Annotated in this window: 20 protein-coding genes and 2 tRNA genes; 9 read left to right on the top strand and 13 right to left on the bottom strand. The window is 68.7% G+C overall.

Translation table 11 applies throughout. From position 1 onward, the window contains the following. The first annotated feature begins 52 nt into the window (after positions 1–52). The 3 genes from Psi01_RS22420 (at position 53) to Psi01_RS22430 (ending at position 1,750) form a co-directional block, all read left to right on the top strand. Positions 53–613, top strand: a complete 561-nt coding sequence (locus tag Psi01_RS22420) for a YceI family protein (RefSeq protein WP_204066031.1) — start codon at positions 53–55, stop codon at positions 611–613. A gap of 581 nt (positions 614–1,194) precedes the next feature. Beyond that, on the top strand, positions 1,195–1,527 hold the full coding sequence (locus Psi01_RS22425) for a hypothetical protein (protein WP_204066032.1): 333 nt from the start codon (positions 1,195–1,197) through the stop codon (positions 1,525–1,527). Positions 1,528–1,660: 133 nt separating this feature from the next. After that, positions 1,661–1,750, top strand: a tRNA-Ser gene (locus Psi01_RS22430). A 184-nt stretch (positions 1,751–1,934) separates the two neighbouring features. Here the strand turns inward: Psi01_RS22430 and Psi01_RS22435 are convergent. From Psi01_RS22435 to Psi01_RS22475, 9 genes are all read right to left on the bottom strand, one after another. Next, complete coding sequence (locus Psi01_RS22435; protein ID WP_204066033.1) at positions 1,935–2,504, bottom strand: TetR/AcrR family transcriptional regulator; 570 nt, start codon at positions 2,502–2,504, stop codon at positions 1,935–1,937. 30 nt (positions 2,505–2,534) lie between these two features. After that, the gene (locus Psi01_RS22440) at positions 2,535–3,368 is read right to left on the bottom strand and encodes an alpha/beta fold hydrolase (protein ID WP_204066034.1); all 834 of its coding nucleotides are present in this window, start codon (positions 3,366–3,368) and stop codon (positions 2,535–2,537) included. An 80-nt stretch (positions 3,369–3,448) separates the two neighbouring features. Next, complete coding sequence (locus Psi01_RS22445) at positions 3,449–4,285, bottom strand: protein phosphatase 2C domain-containing protein (RefSeq protein ID WP_204066035.1); 837 nt, start codon at positions 4,283–4,285, stop codon at positions 3,449–3,451. A 36-nt stretch (positions 4,286–4,321) separates the two neighbouring features. Beyond that, on the bottom strand, positions 4,322–4,528 hold the full coding sequence (locus Psi01_RS22450) for a hypothetical protein (RefSeq protein WP_204066036.1): 207 nt from the start codon (positions 4,526–4,528) through the stop codon (positions 4,322–4,324). A gap of 147 nt (positions 4,529–4,675) precedes the next feature. Further along, positions 4,676–5,026: a sigma-70 family RNA polymerase sigma factor gene (locus Psi01_RS22455; RefSeq protein ID WP_204066037.1), complete on the bottom strand. Its 351-nt coding sequence runs from the start codon at positions 5,024–5,026 to the stop codon at positions 4,676–4,678. 73 nt (positions 5,027–5,099) lie between these two features. Beyond that, positions 5,100–5,846 (bottom strand): SDR family NAD(P)-dependent oxidoreductase, encoded by a 747-nt coding sequence (locus tag Psi01_RS22460; protein ID WP_204066038.1) that lies wholly within the window; start codon positions 5,844–5,846, stop codon positions 5,100–5,102. Positions 5,847–5,909: 63 nt separating this feature from the next. Continuing rightward, the gene (locus Psi01_RS22465) at positions 5,910–6,317 is read right to left on the bottom strand and encodes a MarR family winged helix-turn-helix transcriptional regulator (RefSeq protein WP_204066039.1); all 408 of its coding nucleotides are present in this window, start codon (positions 6,315–6,317) and stop codon (positions 5,910–5,912) included. A 44-nt stretch (positions 6,318–6,361) separates the two neighbouring features. Beyond that, complete coding sequence (locus tag Psi01_RS22470) at positions 6,362–7,279, bottom strand: hypothetical protein (RefSeq protein WP_204066040.1); 918 nt, start codon at positions 7,277–7,279, stop codon at positions 6,362–6,364. 175 nt (positions 7,280–7,454) lie between these two features. Further along, positions 7,455–8,693 carry an esterase-like activity of phytase family protein gene (locus tag Psi01_RS22475; RefSeq protein WP_204066041.1) on the bottom strand — a complete coding sequence of 413 codons (1,239 nt, stop codon included), beginning with the start codon at positions 8,691–8,693 and terminating at the stop codon, positions 7,455–7,457. Between the two features lie 112 nt (positions 8,694–8,805). Between Psi01_RS22475 and Psi01_RS22480 the strand changes: the two genes are divergently transcribed. The 3 genes from Psi01_RS22480 to Psi01_RS22490 all read left to right on the top strand — a co-directional run bounded on the left by Psi01_RS22480 (position 8,806) and on the right by Psi01_RS22490 (position 11,367). Next, positions 8,806–9,285 (top strand): SigE family RNA polymerase sigma factor, encoded by a 480-nt coding sequence (locus tag Psi01_RS22480; RefSeq protein WP_239127926.1) that lies wholly within the window; start codon positions 8,806–8,808, stop codon positions 9,283–9,285. Between the two features lie 86 nt (positions 9,286–9,371). After that, the gene (locus tag Psi01_RS22485; protein WP_204066043.1) at positions 9,372–10,892 is read left to right on the top strand and encodes a TolB-like translocation protein; all 1,521 of its coding nucleotides are present in this window, start codon (positions 9,372–9,374) and stop codon (positions 10,890–10,892) included. Positions 10,893–10,902: 10 nt separating this feature from the next. After that, positions 10,903–11,367 carry a MaoC family dehydratase gene (locus tag Psi01_RS22490; RefSeq protein ID WP_204066044.1) on the top strand — a complete coding sequence of 155 codons (465 nt, stop codon included), beginning with the start codon at positions 10,903–10,905 and terminating at the stop codon, positions 11,365–11,367. Here the strand turns inward: Psi01_RS22490 and Psi01_RS22495 are convergent. Further along, the gene (locus tag Psi01_RS22495) at positions 11,343–11,978 is read right to left on the bottom strand and encodes a response regulator (RefSeq protein WP_204066045.1); all 636 of its coding nucleotides are present in this window, start codon (positions 11,976–11,978) and stop codon (positions 11,343–11,345) included. The genes Psi01_RS22490 and Psi01_RS22495 overlap by 25 nt on opposite strands. Before the next feature lie 16 nt (positions 11,979–11,994). Then, complete coding sequence (locus tag Psi01_RS22500; RefSeq protein WP_204066046.1) at positions 11,995–13,371, bottom strand: sensor histidine kinase; 1,377 nt, start codon at positions 13,369–13,371, stop codon at positions 11,995–11,997. A gap of 131 nt (positions 13,372–13,502) precedes the next feature. On the opposite strand from Psi01_RS22500, the gene Psi01_RS22505 reads away from it, so the two are divergent. From Psi01_RS22505 to Psi01_RS22515, 3 genes are all read left to right on the top strand, one after another. Further along, positions 13,503–14,102 carry a hypothetical protein gene (locus tag Psi01_RS22505; RefSeq protein ID WP_204066047.1) on the top strand — a complete coding sequence of 200 codons (600 nt, stop codon included), beginning with the start codon at positions 13,503–13,505 and terminating at the stop codon, positions 14,100–14,102. Between the two features lie 137 nt (positions 14,103–14,239). Beyond that, positions 14,240–14,315 (top strand) — tRNA-Arg (locus tag Psi01_RS22510). Between the two features lie 664 nt (positions 14,316–14,979). Then, on the top strand, positions 14,980–15,312 hold the full coding sequence (locus Psi01_RS22515; RefSeq protein WP_204066048.1) for a hypothetical protein: 333 nt from the start codon (positions 14,980–14,982) through the stop codon (positions 15,310–15,312). A 730-nt stretch (positions 15,313–16,042) separates the two neighbouring features. Here Psi01_RS22515 and Psi01_RS22520 read toward each other — a convergent pair. Next, complete coding sequence (locus Psi01_RS22520) at positions 16,043–17,467, bottom strand: tyrosine-type recombinase/integrase (RefSeq protein WP_204066049.1); 1,425 nt, start codon at positions 17,465–17,467, stop codon at positions 16,043–16,045. Continuing rightward, a complete protein-coding gene (locus Psi01_RS22525) occupies positions 17,467–17,661 on the bottom strand; it encodes a helix-turn-helix transcriptional regulator (RefSeq protein ID WP_204066050.1) in 195 nt (64 codons plus the stop codon). The genes Psi01_RS22520 and Psi01_RS22525 overlap by 1 nt, the downstream gene beginning before the upstream one ends. Positions 17,662–17,790: the final 129 nt, after the last annotated feature.

The raw sequence follows: 17,790 nt of genomic DNA on the forward strand, positions 1-17,790 counted from the left end.
ATGTGTTGACGCAAACATCCGCACCGCAAGCATCTCTACTAGGGAGCCCCTCATGAGCACTCGTACCTGGGAGAACCTCCAGATCCCCACCCCCGGCACCTTCACCCTCGACGTCGCTCACACCCGCATCGGCTTCGTCGTCAAGCACATGATGGTGAGCAAGGTCCGCGGCAACTTCGGCGACTTCTCCGGCTCGGTCACGATCGCCGAGAACCCGCTGGAGTCCTCCGCCGAGCTCGCGATCAAGGCCGAGAGCATCAACACGGGCTCCGCCGACCGTGACGGCCACCTCCGCAGCGAGGACTTCCTCGCCGCCGAGAAGTTCCCCGAGCTGACCTTCCGCAGCACCCGCGTCGTCGGTCACTCCGGTGACGAGTTCACCCTCGTCGGCGACCTCACCATCCGTGACGTCACCAAGGAGGTCGAGCTCACCGTCGAGTACGGCGGCGCCGGCGTCAACCCCTGGGGCCAGGAGGTCTGGGGCTTCTCCATCACGACCGAGATCGACCGCGAGGAGTTCGGCCTCACCTGGAACCAGGCCCTGGAGACCGGCGGCGTCCTCGTCGGCAAGAAGGTCAAGATCGAGATCGAGGGCGAGGCCAACCGCGCCTGATCTCGAGGTCCGCGACCGGGCCACGGCCGATCATCCACAGCGAGGCTCCCCTCCCGTCCGGGAGGGGAGCCTCGCTGTGTTCGTTAAGTGAGATGTCGCGTCTCGCTCATCGAGAATCCACAGGTTCTCGCTGCTCTTACCAGTAGAGACGCGAGTCTGTCCACAGATGTGGAGGAAGTTATCCACAGCGGTGGACAACTTCTCGGGATGCCTCCCGGGGGCGCTCGACCCTCCGGCGATACGGCTCGGGCGGACCGGGGCGGCCGAAGCGGCTGAACAAAGTTCAAGAATGAGCTTGCACTTAGTTCAAGTGGTGCCGTACGGTCCTATTGAACTTAGTTCAAGGCTCCGGCGACAGGCCGGAGCCCAGGGACCTAACGAGGAGAACCCCATGGGCAACACCCTGATCGCCGTGATGCAGCTGCTCGTCGCCGCCGCGTTCGTGAGCATCCCGCTGGTCCGTCACCGCTACGGGGGGCCCGCGCGATGGCCCGGGCCGAGGCGGAGCTGAGCCGCCAGGGCGTGCGGACCACCGTGCTGACCGAGAACGGCATGCGCTTCGACGCCGGCGGCCACGAGACGTGGGCCCCGGGGGCATCGCCGCCATCATGACCGTGCTGGCCGGTCTCAACCTGGCCGCCGTCTCCTGGGCCGACACCGCGACCTGGATCCTGCAGTCGCTCGTCCTGGCCGGCAACTGCGTCATCCTCTACAGCCAGCTCACCGCCGTCTCGTCCGTGCAGGCCGCCTTCGCCCGCAAGGGTGACCCGGAGCTGGCCCGCATCGACGTCCCCGTCCTGCTCAAGGCCGCCGAGGCCGGTTTCCCCGCCTGGACGTGGACTCTCCAGAACGTGCGCCACGTCGTGGTCTTCGGCGCCTCGATCGTCACCCTGGCGACCCTCGCCCTCGCCTGATCCGGCCCGGCCGCCGGCCGCGGAGCCGGCACCCCCGCAAGCCCCCGCCAGCACCACCCAGGCGACGCGCACGGCAATCACTTTGCCGCCTCGCCCGATGGCCGGTACTCTGTGCTGAGCCACATGGCTACCAGGAGGCTTCGCCTAGTCAGGTCTATGGCGCCGCACTGCTAATGCGGTTTGGGTTTACCGCCCATCCGGGGTTCAAATCCCCGAGCCTCCGCAGAACAGAGGCCCCTTCCGAGAGATCGGAAGGGGCCTTTTCCGATCTCCGGAAAGCTTGGCTGGGGGTTGCCGGACCATTGCCGGACCAGCCTCCAAGCGATTATGAAGTCTCGGCTGCCTTGCGCCGCTGGGGCAGGCTCACCCGCCCGGCACGCGCTGCCGTACGGCTCTCCGCTTCGGGGTCAGGTGTGCAGGCCGCGCAGGAGGGTGAGCAGGGCCTGTTCGGCTTCGGGGCGGGGGTGGCCCGCGCCGATGAGGAGGGCTGTCTCGATGGCGGCGCCCAGCAGGATGCGGGCCAGGACGCCGGCGGGCTGCGGGCGGATCAGGCCTTCGGCCATGGCCTGGGTGAGGGCGGCCTCGATCAGGCCGAGGCCGTGGCGGGCCTCGATCTGCCGCCAGGTCTCCCAGCCGAGTACGGCGGGGGCGTCCAGGAGGGCGATGCGCCGGACGCCGGGCAGTTCGCAGGCGTCGAGGAAGATCGTGATGCCCTCTTCCAGGGCCGGCCAGGTGCCGGTGGCGGTGACCGTCGCGATCCGGGCGGTCAGCTCGGTCTCCAGTTCCTCGAAGACGGCCTGGAAGAGGGCGCGTTTGTCGCCGAACTGGTGCTGCAGGGCGCCGCGCGTCACCCCGGCCGCGGTGACGATCTCCTCGGCGGGCACCGCCGCGTAGCCCTTCTCGGCGAACAGGGAGCGGGCGGCGGTGAGCAGGGCGGCCCGGGTCGCCCTGGTGCGGTCCTCCTGAGTGCGTCTCACGCGGTCAGTCTGGCAGGACGAATCACGTGGTCAGTCCGGCAGGACGAACTTCCCGACGAGATCGGCCACCACGCCGGGCCGGTCCTCGGTGATGAGGGTGTAGGAGTCGGTGACCGTCTCCAGCCGCGCGTCGGGGAGCCGCTCGGCCAGCCGGTGGGCCAGGGAGAGGGGGAACAGGCGTTCCTCCCGGGCCCAGATGAGCAGGACGGGCCGGTCGAAGTCCTTGAGCCTGTCGAACGCGGCCAGGGTGTGCCGGCGGTGGATGCCCCGCAGGACCTTGCCCAGGTCCCGCCGGATCGCCCGGCTGCGCCGCATCGGCGTCAGGTAGGAATCGGCGATCGCGGCCGGGATGGGCCGCTTGGTGACGAAGCCGAAGACGATCGGCAGCCGGTGCAGCGCGCGGAGCCGGGTGGCCTGGGCGATCAGCCAGATCGCACCGGGCAGCCACGCCAGTTTGGGGAGGAACTTGAACGGCTGGGGGAAGAACACCTCCAGCGCGTCGCAGGAGACGAGCACGACCCGGCCGACGCGGGCGGGCATGCGGGCCATGAGGATCTGGGTGAAGGCGCCTCCGGTGTCGCTGGCCACGAGCGTGACGTCGTGGAGGTCGAGGGCGTTGAGGAAGGCGTCGATGAGGGAGGCGGCGCCCTGTGGGTCGAGGGCGGCCTCCGGGCGCATCGGCAGGTCGTGCGCGCCCAGCGGCCAGGTCGGGACGATGCAGCGCAGCCCCGCCGCGGCCAGCGGCGGCACCTCGTGCCGCCAGAGCTCGGCGTTGGTGAGGAGGCCGTGCACGAACACGACGGGCGGTCCGGCGCCCTCCTCCCGGTAGGCGATGGTTCCCTGCGGCAGGGTCACGGTCTTCATGGTTCCAATGTTTCATACATTCGGAATGAATGTAAGTGTGAGCCGTGATCGATCGCGTCGTGAACGGCGGGCTGGGGCGCCTACCCGGCGTGGGCCCGTGGAAGTGCCAGGTAGCAGGCCGTGGCGTCGTCGAAGATCTTGCCTCGGGGCCAGCGTTCACCGTACGGGTCGGAGCGTTCGGCCTCGCGGACCCGGCGGATCAGCCCGGCCGGGCCGTCATGGGCGAGGAGGTCGAGGATCTGCCGCCAGGTGGCGAGGGCGAAGCGGTCGGCCAGGCGGGAGGCGCCGTCGCTCAGCAGGGCCACCGCGCGGACGGCGTCGATCGGGGCCGATCCGGTGAGGGCGTGCTCGCCCGCGAGGGGGTCGACGGCGGCGACCCAGAAACCGCCGTCGCGGTTGCGGTAGGTGCGCAGGGTCTCGATGAACTCGCGCCGGGCCTGAGCGTGCTCGGGGCTGCCGTACCGCAGACCGGCGAGCAGGGCGTGGTGGGGCGCCGCCACCGCGTCCAGCCGGTCGTCGCAGACCACCGTCGGCTCCGCCGTACCGAGATCCAGGACGAGTACCGAGTCGGCCAGCACCAGCCATTCCAGGGTGTCGCCGGTACGGCGCAGCATCACGGCCGTGGCCGAGGGGGACCCGGCGTGCAGCAGGTCGCAGGTGTGCTCGTGCAGGGAGGCGACCTGCCTGATGCCGGAGGCGAAGATCTCGGCCAGGGAGCCGGGATGCCGGGTCAGCTCGGTCAGGAGGGTGGAGCCGAGCGTGCGTGAGTACCACGACACGCTGTGCGAGCAGCCCGACTCCAGCCCGGCCGGGTCCCCCGCTCCGTCGAGGAGGACGACCGCGTCCGGGGTCGCGCCGACGAAGTCCTCGTTCGGCCGGTCGGGATGGGCGGGTTCGCTGGCGAACGTGACGAGCACGGTCCCGGTCCTCCTCGTGGCGGGCAGACGTCTACATCATGCCTGGCAGGCGGACGCCCCCACCCCGCACCGCACCGCGTCCCGCCCGAGGACCGACGGCCGGGTCACCCGGCCTCGCGGTTCCGGAAGGCCGTGGACCTCACCCTTCTCGACGGCCTGCTCGAACTCCCGCACCGGCTTGCCGGTCGCCTTCGACAGCCGCTTCAGGATGTCCGACAGCCGCTCTCCCTCCCGCACGGTCACGGGGACGGTCTCTCCTGAGGTCGGCCCCGTCGCCGCGGGGGTCCCGGCGGGGCCGTTCCCCTGAGCCGCGCAGGAACCGGTCCGGTGAGGGCGGCCGCTCCTCGTGCGCAATGTCGGAGAGAGTCTCGCGCAGCAGATCCTCGATGCTCATCGGAGCTCCCTCACGGCGCCCAGTTCGGGTGCGGCCTTCTTCAGCCGGTCCAGCGAGCGGTGGATCTGGCTGCGGACCGACCCCGCCCCGATCCCGAGCACCCGCGCGATCTCGGTCTCGGACAGGTCCTCGAAGTAACGCAGCACGAGGACGGCCCGCTGCCGGGGCGTGAGCCGGGCGAGCGCCGCGCGCATCACCAGCCACCTGGCGGCGGTCTTCGCCAGCGCCGACTGCACCAGATCCTCGGCGGCGTGCCGGTCACCGGTCAGCAGGTACGCCGTGCGGAACAGCGCCGCCGACCGATCGGTGACGAACTCCCGGAACGCCGCCGAAAATCCTGGATCCACCCGTCCTCCTCGTCGCGATGTCACCAAGCAAGGACGCGGGCGGGCCTCGGATCTATGCCGGTACGGCCGGCCGTCACGCGCCGCCGGTCACGGCGATGACCTGGCCGGTGATGCCGGTGTTGGCCGCCGAGCCCAGGTAGACCACCGCGTTCGCGACCTCGGAGGCCTCCAGCAGACGGCCGATCGGCGCCCTCTCGCTGTAGATGTGACCCGCCGCCTCGACGATCGCGCCGTTGCGGGCGGTCCTGGTCAGGCCCGGCATGACGACGTTGGACAGGATGTCGCCGTCACGGCCGAGGCTGAAGGCGACCGAGCGGCTGAACCCGTGCAGGGCCCCCTTGGCCGCTCCGTAGTACTCGCCGCCGGCCATGCCGTCGGTGGCGATGCTGGAGGAGATGTGGACGAGCCGGCCGAAGCCCCGCTCGCGCATGACGGGGGTGACCAGGCGGCTGAGCCGCAGGGCGCCCTCGGCGTTCTCCCGCAGCATCGCCAGCCACTCGTCGTCGGCCACGTCCTCGAAGGAGGTCTCCGGCCCCGCCATCCGGCCCCAGCGGACCGCGTTGTTGACCAGCACGTCGATCCTGCCGGTCCGCTCCAGGACCGCGGCCACCAGGGCGGCGGCCGAGTTCGGGTCGTCCATCGCGTACGGAAGCGCCGCGCCGCCGATGTCCCCGGCCAGCTTCTCGGCCTCCTCGGAGGCGCTGTGGTAGGTGAGGACCACCTCGGCCCCCTCGGCCGCGTAACCCCGGACGATCTCCCGGCCGATGCCGCCGGAGGCGCCGGTCACGATCACCGTGCGGCCCTTCAGACCCAGATCCATCAGAACTCCTTAAGTGGTTAACTAATTGGGCGGACCGCTCCCTCGGAAAGAGGGTGCGGATGCTCAGACCAGACTGATGATGGCCTTGCGTTGGGACGGCGTCAGACCGGCCAGCCAGGCGACCTCGGCGTCGTGCCAGACTTCGGTCACCGGCTTCTCCAGCGCCCTGCCCGCCTCGGTGAGCCAGACCCGCTGGACCCGGGCGTCCGCGTCGTCGCGGCGCCGGACCACCAGGCCTTGCTTCTCCAGACCGCGCAACACCTGGGTGACGTTGGCGGCGGACACCTTGGCGCATCCGGCCAGCTCGCCCTGGCACAGCCCGTCCTGACGCCAGAGCTGGGCCAGGTAGACCTCCTGGCCCAGCCGCAGGCCCAGTCTCTCCAGGCCTGCGGCGATCTGGCGCTTGTGGGAGCCGAGTCGCGTGATCAGCGCGTACATCGTGCTGTCCAGCAGCGAGTAGCCGTCGTCCATGTCCTCGATTAGTTAACCACTTAAAGAGTCTTCAGCCAAGACGCTTACGCGCCCAGATCCTCGAAGGTCGTGGTGACCTGGCGGAGCAGCGGGCCGTGCTCCTCGCCCCGGGTCTCGAGGGTCCAGGTGAGGATCTGGTGGAAGTCCTCGGCGCCCTCGACCAGGGTCACCCAGTAGGTGATGCGCACGCCCTGCGCCGTGCCGTGCAGCTCGTACTGCAGGGCCGGGTCGCCGTTGATCGTCAGCTGCTGGGGGCCGGTGACGTTGCTGTTGGTCAGCCGCTTCTGCATCTGCTCGATGACCAGCTTGGCGTAGCCGTCCAGCTGCAGGTCGAAGCTGGCCTGCGCCTCGGTGATCACCATCAGGTACTGCTCTTTGGCGGTGTTGCCCTGCTGGACCTTGGCCTCGTTGAGCAGGGAGAGCTCCGTCCAGTCACCGGGGACGGTGAGCCGGCTCTTGCCGTCGCTGGCCGTGACCGTCTTGCCGTCCGTGACAGTCGGGTCCTCGGTCGCCGGAGGCGAGGAGTTCGGAGCCTCCGAGGTCGGAGCGTCCGACGGGGGCGTCGAGGCCGGGGCCGAGCTCGACCCGGCGGTGGGAGTGGTCTTGTCGTCGTCACCCGTCACGACGATGAAGACCACGACCAGCGCGACGACGACCGCCGTGGCCACACCCACGACCCACGGCCAGACCGGCTTGCGCTTGGGCGGACCGGCCTGGGGGTACCAGGGGCCGCCGGGACCCTGCTGCCCGGGGGGGAACTGCCGGGTCGGGTCGTGCGGCTGCTGGCCGTACGACGGCTGCTGCGGCTGCTGCTGGCCGTAGGGGGGAAGCTGCTGGCCGTACGGCGGCTGCTGCTGGCCGTAGGGCTGATTCGGTTGCTGCCAGGAACCGGCGGACGGCTGTCCAGGCCCACCAGGGGGCTGTTGGCCTTGAGGTTCCTGCGGAGATGATGGAGGCCACATGAACGTAACCGTTCCCTTTGTCGGTCTCTGGAGCGTTCCTTGAGGATATGTGCTCCCGGCATCAGGACGGTCTCGTTAGCGGTACAACCGTCCTCGGACTTCACCATTTTCCGACGTGCCCCCGCCGAAAAGAAATCCGGCGGGGGTGGAACCGGTTCCGCCAGCGCTGGACGGCTCAGCGGTGAACGCGCGGGTCGGCCTGGAGCGGGCGCGACAGCCGTACGGTGATGAACTCGTTGTCGTCGGGCTTGCCGGCCGTGCGGCCCGAGGAGAACGGGAAGTTGTTGTCGTCGAGGATTCCCAGGGTCCGGTCGTCGAGGATCACGACGTCCTCGATCGTCTGGAAGGGGAAGCGGAAGGTCTCCCCGAAGCCGCCGATGCCGCGGGGGTTGGCCAGGTCGAGCAGGTCGGCGACGAGGGTCTTGCGCAGGGTCGCGCCGCGGGTGTCCACGAGATAGACCTTCTTGACCTTCGCGGCGTCACCCTGGAGGTTGTCCCGCTCGATGACCAGGAACCGGTGCCGGTCCACCGCCGTCATGTCGCCGATCGCGTGGCTCGGGTCGTCCAGCCGGTAGGTCCAGCGCTTGCCGGTGTAGGCCCGCTTGCGCAGGTCGAACTCCATCATCCGCAGGGTGCCCGCCGGGTCGCCCTCCACGGTGCCCTCCAGCAGCGGGTGGAGCGTGCGCCCGTCGACCGAGCGGGCCATGCCCTCGAAGCCCTTGCTCCGGCCGAGGTTGGGCCGGCCGCCGTTGAGATGCGGGTTCTCCGGGGCCATGACGCCGGGCAGCGGGACGGGGGCCTCCAGCAGCGTGCCGGAGGAGGAGAAGTGCAGCAGGAACGGGCCGAACTCGTCGCCGATCCAGTAGGTCCCGTCCGCGACCCGCACGATCGACTCCACGTCGAAGTCGGCGCCGGTGAGCGTGCGGTCGGCGCGGGTGAGCGGCCAGGTCACGTAGCCCTCGGTGTCGCGGAGGTTGAACCCGCCCAGCACCGAGACGGCGCCCGTGCGGAAGTCGGGCTTGATCCGGTGCACGCGCAGCAGGAAGTCGGCGCTGTTGTCCTTCGCGCCGTAGCCGTTGTCGGACAGCACGTCGAAGGTGCCGCCGTGGCGCCGCACGATGCCGCTGAAGCCCTGGACCGGCTGCCCGGTGAACGGCGGGGTCACGCCGTTGCTCGGGGTGCCGCCGAGCCTCGTGCCCGAGGGCTCGCTGTCCGGCACGAAGGTCAGCGCGGGCAGGGCGGCGAAGCCGGTCAGCGTGGCCCGGCCGAAGGTCCCGTGCCTGCCGTGCCCGTCGTGTCCCCGGGCCGTGGCCGGCGTGGTGTCCGTGTCCGGAGCGGGGTCGGCGGCGGCCGGCGTGGCCAGGCCGAGGGCGAGTACGGCTGCACCGATTGCGGTGGTGGTGCGGAGTTTCATGGCGCGAACGGTAGGAGTCGTGGATGAAGCGATGAACAACGCCGGATGTCCGTTCGTAAGCCGTACCCGAATGTCATGCAACAGAACACGGGTCACCTGCGTCCCTGTGTTCGTGGAGTTCGCAGACTTCGTGGCCGCGCGGGCGGGTGCGCTGTACCGGTACGGCTACGTCCTCACCGGTCACCCCGAGGACGCGGCCGACCTCGTGCAGGAGGCGCTGCTGCGCCTGGGCGACGCGTGGCCGCGGGTGCAACGGCGGGACGACCCCGAGGGGTACGTCCGCACCACCATGGCGCGCCTGCACATCAGCACCTGGCGGCGGCTGCGCCGGGAGCGCCTGGTGGCCGAGGTGCCGGAGAAGCCGTACACGGAGGACGGCTTCGACGGCGACGCGGAGCTGTGGCACGAGCTGAAGGGCCTGCCGCCCAAACAGCGGGCGGTGCTGGTCCTGCGGTACTACGAGGGGTTGCCGGACCAGGAGATCGCCGAGCTGCTCGGCGTCTCGCGCGGGACGGTGCGCAGCCAGGCGGCGCGGGCGCTGGACAAGCTCAGGGTGCGGGTGGCGGAGCTGGAGACGGGGCGGGTGCGATGAACCAGTCCGGGGACGGGGCGGAGCCGATGAACGGCCGACGTGACGGGACGGGACCGGTGAACGGTCGGCGTGACGGGACAGGACCGATGAACGGTCGGCGTGACGGGACGGGACCGGTGGACGGCTCCTGGGATGGGGCCGGGCCGGTGGACGGCAGGAGCGAGGCGGATCTCGTCCGCACGCTCGCGAAGGCGGCGGACAGCGCGCCGGAGCCGGTCAGGGACCTGCTCGGCGCGATCGAACGACGCCGTGTACGGCGCACGCGCAGGCGGGCGCAGTCGATCCTCGCGGTCGCCGCGGTGATCGCGGTGATCGGCGGCGGCACGGCGGTGGCGAGGGGGGTCTTCCCCCACAGGGGCGGGGAAGGCCCGATCCTCGCCGACGCCACCGCGACGGCGGCGGCCGAGACGCCCACGTCGTCCGGGCCGAAGCCCACGCCGAAGCCGTCGCGGTCGGGCACGAGGGCGCCGGGCGCCGCCATCCGCCCGGCGGCCGAGGTCTGGCCGGCGGCGGTGTCGAAGATCCCGGCGAAGTCGGCGGACGGCTGGAAGTACCGTCCGATCACCGCGCTGAGCGCCACGGAACTGCTGCTGGCCGCCGAGTCGTCCTTCGAGAAGGCGGGCCGGCTGGAGGTCTACGACACCGCGAGCCGGAGCCGTACCGTGCTGGCCGAGACACCCGGCCCCGAAGGGGTGAAGGGATATTTCATGCAGAGCGCCGACGTGGGGGCCGAGCACGTCGTGTGGTACGGCACGACCCCCAACAACGGCGACAAGTGGGCCGACTTCTGGGTCGTGCCCCGGTCGGGCGGTACGGCGCGGCAGATCGGTGAGGTCACCGGGGAACAGGCCGAGGTGCAGGCGGTCGGGGTCTCCGCGGACTCCGTCGTCTGGTCGGTGGACAAGGGCGGGATCTACCGCATGCCGTTGAGCGGCGGGGCCCCGGAGCGGATCGGGGGCACCGACGGGCTGCACCTGCTGTCCTGGCCGTGGGCCACCGACGTCGGCGAGCGCGACTTCCAGAAGAGCCAGACCGAACTGGTCAATCTGGAGACGATGCAGACCTTCGAGGTGAGGGCCTCCGACGGGATGACGGCGTTCCGCTGCGGTCTGGAATGGTGCTTCGGGTCGGGGGACAGCGAGGACAACCGGGTCGTCGCCGAGCGGATGGACGGCTCGCAGCGCAGAACCCTGCCCGGCCTGTACGCCATGGGCGGGCGCGACCTGCTCGCCCGGGACTTCGGGCTGTTCCACGTCTCCGGCGTGGTGGGACGGGACGAGCGGGGCGAGGAGATCGAGGATCACTCCGTTCCGGTGGCCGCGCTGTACGACCCGGCCACCGGCAAGCTGGCCGGGATCGGCAAGTCCGACGGCAAGGGCGGAGGAGGGTACGGTCACGGCACCTCTTCCTCGCCCACCTCGATCATCTACTGGGACGAGGAGCGCAGGACCGTGCGGAGGTGCGAGACGGTCGACGCCGCGGATCTTCCCCGGCCCTCGGACGCCCCCGTCCCCACCGGGAAGACCAGAAGCTGCGAGACGGCCGAGGAGGGCGGCGGGAAGGAATTCACCGTCGTGAACCTTCTCGCGATCCCCAGAACGGAATAAAGTTCCAGACATGAGGATCTTCGCGAACGTCCAGGAGCTCAAGGCCGCCGTCGGCGAGCAGTTCGGCCCGACCGAGTGGCGGACCGTGACCCAGGAACAGGTCAACCTGTTCGCCGACGCCACCGGCGACCACCAGTGGATCCACGTCGACGTCGAGGCCGCGGCCAAGGGCCCGTTCGGCGGGACCATCGCCCACGGTTATCTGAGCCTGTCGCTGCTGCCCTCGTTCATGATGGAGCTGGTCCGGGTGGACGGCCTGGCCATGGGCATCAACTACGGGCTCGACAAGGTCCGCTTCCCCACGCCGGTCCCGGTCGGCGCGCGGGTCCGGGCCCGGGGCGAGCTCGTGGACCTGAAGGGCACTCCCTCGGGGTACCTGTCGAAGCTGCGGATGACCGTCGAGGTCGAGGGCAGGGACAAGCCCGCCTGCGTCGCCGAGACGCTCTCCCTCTACGTCCCGGCGGAGAGCTCCTGAGCGAGGATGGCGGCCTGGACGCGGCTGCGTAGACCCAGCTTGTTCAGCAACCGGCTGACGTGGGTCTTCGTGGTCGCCTCCGCCATGTCCAGCTCCCGGGCGATCTCCGCGTTCGACAGCCCGCGGCCGATGCACTCCAGCACCTCCCGCTCCCGCGGGGTCAGGTTCTCGACCTGACGCGGCATGCTCGTCGGTACGGCGGAGCCGAAGGCGGAGATCAGCCGCCGGGTGACCGACGGCGCGATGAGGCCGTCACCCCGGGCGACCACCCGGACGGCGTCCACCAGCGCGTCGGCGTCGGTGTTCTTGAGCAGGAACCCGGCGGCCCCGGCGCGCAGCGCCCCGAACACGTACTCGTCGATGTCGAAAGTGGTCAGGATCAGCACGTCGGCGATCCCGCTCAGCTCGCGCGTCGCCGAGATCCCGTCCAGCTTCGGCATCCGGATGTCCATCAGCACCACGTCGGGCCGCTCGCGCGTGGCCATGGCGACGGCCTCCTCCCCGTCCGCGGCCTCGCCGACGACCTCGATGTCGTCGTGACCGCCCAGGATGAGAACGATCCCGGCGCGGACGGCCGCGTGGTCGTCGGCGACCAGAACACGGATGCTCACGTGGTCTCCTGGAGGTTCACAGCGCTTCGCCGGCGCGAGGAGCAGGGCGGGGAGGTGCGGTGTCGGGAGGCGGGGCGCTGGAGGGCGCGGCGGGAGGTCCGGTGCTGGAGGGCACGGTGGGAAGTCCGGTGCTGGAGGGCGCGGCGGGAGGTCCGGTGCTGGGGAGTGCGGCGCCGGGAGAAGGCGCAGCGCTCGGGAGTGCGGCGCCGGGAAGCGCGCTGCCGGGGAGTACGGCGCGCACGCGCCAGCCCGCGCCGTACGGCCCGCTCTCGACGAGGCCGCCGACGAGCGCGGCGCGTTCCCGCATGCCGACGATGCCCACACCTGACCCGGGAAGCCCGGACCGGTCCCCGGCGACGGGATTGTCCACGGTGAGCACGACCTCGTCCGGCCGGTAGCCGACCACCATGTCCGCCTCCCTGTCACCGTGCTTGAGCGCGTTGGTCAGGGCCTCCTGGAGGATCCGGTACCCGGCGAGGTCGACCGGGGCGGGCAGCTCCCTGACCTCGCCGTCCACGCGGAACCGTACCTCCATCCCCGCCTCGCGCGCCCGCTGCGCCAGCCCCTCCGCCTCCGACAGCCGCAGCCGGACCGCCTCGGCCTCCTCGCCGTCCTGCCGGAGCAGCCCGATCATCGAGCGCATCTCCGCCATCCCCTGGACGCTGTTCTCCCGGACGGACTCCAGCACCCGTCGTACGGCGGCCGCGTCCAGGTCCTTGCGTGACAGCACGGCCGTGGACTGGATGGCGATCGCGCTGAAGTGGTTGGCGATCATGTCGTGCAGTTCCCGGGCCATCCGGGCCCGCTCGGCCTGCACCGCCGCCTTGCGGTCCAGCTCCGCCAGGCGCGCCACCTGCTCGGCCCGGGCCCGCTCGGCCGCCGCCTGGTCCTCCAGCTGCCGCATGAACAGCGCGGTGAGGACGGGGGTGACGCCGACGAGGCCGGCCTGCACCAGCGCGACGGCGAAGGTCGCCAGATTCCGGGAGAAGAAACCGGCCACCGCGCCGCCGACCACCGCGATGACCGAGGTGATGATGAGCATCCACCGGCCCAGCGGGCGCGGGCCGTACCTGACGGCCGCGTAGAGGTTGTCGGTGATGATCAGAATGGTGCCCAGGGACGGCCCCAGCACGAAGTCGCCGATGAGCGCGGCGGCGCCGAGCGCCAGGGCGAGAACCGGCCGGCTCCGTCGTACCGCGACCCCCAGACAGGTGATCAGAAGCGGGCCGATGAGCAGGTAGGAGGGCGTCGACCGGGGGATGTAGGCGTCCGCGGCGATCAGGCTGAGGCCGACGGCGAAGGACACCGCCGCCCACAGCACGTCGTTGCGTCTCACCCGTTCTACCAGCGTCTCCAGCGAGCCCGGGTGCCCGATCCACGAGGCCCGTTTCATGCCATCCATCCCATCACCGCCGAGCACCCCTTTTGTCCAGCCGAGGTGTGGTCTGTCGTACATACAAGGATGTATGTGGGTTCATCAGTGCGGTCGTTGTTCCGGCCCGGACGCCCGATGACCATGGACATATGATTTTGGGGATAATCATCGCCTGCGAGATCGGGTTCTGGGTCCTGCTGGGGCTCGGGCTCGCCTCCCGCTATCTGTGGCGAAGGAAGCGGCTCAGCACAGTACTGCTCATCTCGGTGCCGCTGCTGGACCTGGTCCTCCTGGCCGCGGCGGTGATCGACATGCGCGGTGGCGCCGTGGCCGGCTGGCACCACGGCCTGGCCGCCGCCTATCTCGCCTACTCCATCGTCTTCGGCCACCGGACGATCAAATGGGCCGACGCGAAGTTCGCCCACCGCTTCGCCGGCGGCCCCGAACCCTGGAAGCCGCCGTCGGGAGGCATGGCCAGGGCGCGCTACGAGTGGGTCGTGTGGCTCAAGATCCTCCTCGCGTACGGCATCGCCTGCGGCCTGCTGTCCGGACTGATCTGGCTGGTCGACGACCCGTCCAAGACGGAGGCGCTGGTCCAGATCATGAGGGATCTGGGCAGGGTCCCGGTCATCGCCGCCATCTGGCCGGTGAGCTACACCCTGTTCCCCAAGAAGACTCCCAAGCCCCAGGCCTTCCCCTCCCCGGAGACCGCCGGACCTCGGGAGCGGACCCCCGGCCGCCCCACCTGACCCACCCGGCCCGCCCCCGCCACGTGACCCACGTCCCATCCGCCCAGCAGCGGCCCTCTGATGGCTCAAGCACCCATGTACGGTCTGGTAGAGTTCTCTCTGTCGCCGATCACCCCCGGTGCCCGGCAACAAGGCAAGCGGCCGTAGCTCAATGGATAGAGCATCTGACTACGGATCAGAAGGTTAGGGGTTCGAGTCCTCTCGGCCGCGCCACACGAAAGCCCAGATCATCAACCGATGACCTGGGCTTTTTCGTGTTCTGGATCAGTTGCCGGTGTCCGGTGGTGTCCGGCTGTCGTCCGTTGACTCCGGCTGATCGTGCCAAATACGTGCCGAAGTGGGCGCGACCTCACTTAAGGCCGCGGCGCTTCGCGTTGCTGTACGACTCAACATCGCAGCCTTGATCGCCGTGGGACCTAAAGGCTGCACTCGGGCCGTGCAAAGCCCGAGTGCAGCCCTGCAGTTAAGGCATGCTGTCACGCCTCTCTGAATCGGTCACGCTCTTCCTCCGGCTGGCGCGCCAGGTCATGGCAACGGCCGTGACGCCGGCCACTGCACCAACAGCTTGACCAAAGTTCGGCCAGAAGTAGGCGACAGCAATCAGAACGAGGATCGCGAACGTCCAGCCCGCTCGCCTCCACCACGCTCCACGTGGCAGTGTCATCAATGCACCCTTCTCGTTCGCTCGACGGGGTAACGGTGTGGACGGCCCTCCGCGTCACCGGAGGGCCGTTCGTTTCCGAACGGCCCTAGCTGTCCACCTGCACCCGCAAGCTACCGGCTGAGGCATGTTTAGGTCATGGTCTGTCCATGTGCTCTGAGCTGGCCTTTTGTAAATGCTCTAGACGGGCGTGCGGTTCGCTATCAACATCTGTTGATGGATGAGATCACGGAGGACTTCCCTAGCTACCTCGCGAGGATCACTCGGCTACTCGTGACGCGCCTTGTCATCGCTGAGGGCAATGAGGTGACTCTCTTGGCTCAGATCAACATGACTGCCCGGTTGATCCACCAGCTTGAGCGTCATCTGCGTCTCCTGATAGTCGCGGAGACTGATCATCCAGCTGAAGCCCTACTCGACGAGGTGCTTAACCCCGAGAACCCTAGAGAGCGATCCCTCACATGGAAGGAGGTGGGTGACGCGCTAGGTGTAAGCCCACAGGCAGCGCATCGGAAGTACGCGCCGAAGGCAGAGAAGAATGACTCCTGAAAACGGGGCGGTGCTGAGCGGCTTCTCCTGAGCCTTGGTTGCCATGTAGCCCAAGAGTCACGCGCCTCAGAGAAGTGCCAACTAGTTCCTAGTAGTTCCTAGTAGTTCCGAGTAATGCCTAGGAATTTCATATACCTTCTAGTACGTGTGTTGCATGCATGCATGGAACCCATGCATGCATGCAACGACGCGGCGTGAACCCTTACCAGGCGATCAAGGGCAGGTTTCTAACCGCGATGAAGGTGCCTACCGCTGTGGCGACGGCCATCAGCAGCAGACACATCCGGACGGTACGGCCCCAGTTCGTTGCAGCGAACCGGGCCGTCCGTCCGATCTCTTCCGACGCTCCCACATCCCTCCTTCCTACGCAAAAAAGCGCCGCAGGAAGCCCACTCTCCGAGTGATCTCCGACATCACGCGGGTGGGACCCTACAGCGCCCTTTACGGGGGTCGCTCAGCAAAGCATCCCCGGCTTTCCCTCGCAGTGCCATTACGAGTAGCCACGTCGGAGGTGGCGGCTGGGGCTCAAGCTGCATTGCTATGCGATGACCAAGCCCAAGATATAGCGAATACCTCTGAGATGTGGTTAAAACGATGAACTTCCCTTTGGCCGAGTGCGCTGATTTTCTGATCATGAGTTTCCCGTTAGTGCTTGATCTTTTGCTCCTTGGACGCGCTACACAGAAGCCAAGGTCATCAGCCGATGATCTGGACTTTTCCCTGTGCTGGATTAGTTGCCGTTGTCCGAGGACTCCGGTTGATCGTGCCGCGTCTGCGCCGAAGGTTGTCGCCCCAAAACTTCGCTGATCCGGCGCATGGACGCCTGATCCTGGCCTACGAGGCACTTGGCGTAGGTGCGCAAGAGCACTTCCACGCTGTTGCCTGCCCATTCGGCCACCTGCTTCGGCGAGACACCCGCGTTGAGCCAGGTGGATAAGCACGCATGCCGAAGGTCGTAGACGCGCTTCGCCAGTGGCGAGCCGTACTCCTCCGGGGTAAGGGCAGCTCGGCGAGCCTTATCCCAGATGCGTTGGATGGTGCTGGTGGCCAGAACACCACCATGAGCACCGTAGAAGACCAGCCCATTCGGACCGGCGCCGAAAGTCTTGAGGTGCTCGCGGAGGATGGTGACGAGTTCGGGGGCACACGGAACAGGGCGGCTCTCCCCGTCAGGACGGTGCTTCAGGCCGCGGTCGTCGCGCTGCTCGCCAGTATCGGTCCATGCCCTGCCCGCATCTGGGGTCGCCCTGCTGAAGTACAGCTCTCCCCAGACATTCGGGGGCTCTGGCAGGGTCAGATTCTTCTTGCGGAGGCTAACGGCCTCCTCAGGGCGCAGACCGGCGAAGTAGATGACGGCAAAGAACGGCATGAGCAGGGGGCCGCTCGGTTTCTGTGCCTGTACAGCTTGCAGCAGAGCACGAGCTTGGTCAGGGTTGACGACGGATTGCCGGTCCACCTGTGAAGTGCTCTTGCTTGTCTTCCATTTCAGGTCGGAGAGGGGGTTCCTGCTCAGGAGCTTCAGCTCTACGGCATAGGCCATGGCGTTGGACAGGATGGTTCGGTGCTTGCGCGAGGTGCTTGCAGCAGCGCGTTTGCCATCAAGTCGGGACGTGGCGGCGTTGAGCAGTGCCCTCGCGGTGGAGGGCGTCATGAGCGAGGAAACCGACAAGCTATTGCGTGCCACCCACGCCAAGATGTCGGCGGTTCGCTCCGGGCAGTTCTCGCGCTCCTTGGTGTTGAACCCCCAGCGACGGAGCGCGGTCCGGATTTCTTTGGCGCTGTAGGGGCATGGCGTGCCGTTCAGCATGGCGGGTGTGGCCAGCGCCAGCGCATAGGCGATGCCGGCGCGGTGCTTGGCGGACGCGTCTTTCCACTTCATGTCCACGTACGCACAGGCGAAGTCGTACCAGTTCATTTCCGCCTGACTCGTATGGCGGCCCCGTGAGACGGGCTCGCCGGCGTCCAGACTGAACGCCTCACCCTTGCGGGCGGCGGACACCAGGTCCGACCGGAAGGACTCGGCTTGCGCGCTGTTGCGAAACGCCTTCTTCCAGGGCTTGTTGCCGGTCTTCCAGCGGACGTAGTAGGTGGTGACCTTCGCACCCTTGTAGACCTCGGTCTTGTAGACGCGAACGTCGTAGGTGATGTTCTGCATCAGGCAGCGTCCTCCAGAGCGGTGAGCCAGCGGTCGAGGTCGGTACGGCGGATGCGCAGGTCTCCGTTGGGGAGCTTCAGGCAGCGCGGGGCGCGTCCCTTGGCTCGCCAGTCATAGAAGGTGGATCGGGAGATCTGGAGTTCGTCGCAAAGTTCGGCGAGGGTGAGCGTCCCTCGTGGCTTGGCCGCGGCCATAGGTGGGTCTCCTTGCGCGGTGGTATGGGCAGGGCCGGAATGACGGGCGGGTGCGCTTCTACTGCGGAGGGCTGAAACATCTCCGCATCTCCGCATCTCCGCAGAAGTGCCGTTGAGCTGGGGTGATGC

It is taken from the genome of Paraplanobispora siamensis (assembly GCF_016863175.1).
In the GTDB taxonomy this organism is placed as follows: Bacteria; Actinomycetota; Actinomycetes; order Streptosporangiales; family Streptosporangiaceae; genus Planobispora; species Planobispora siamensis.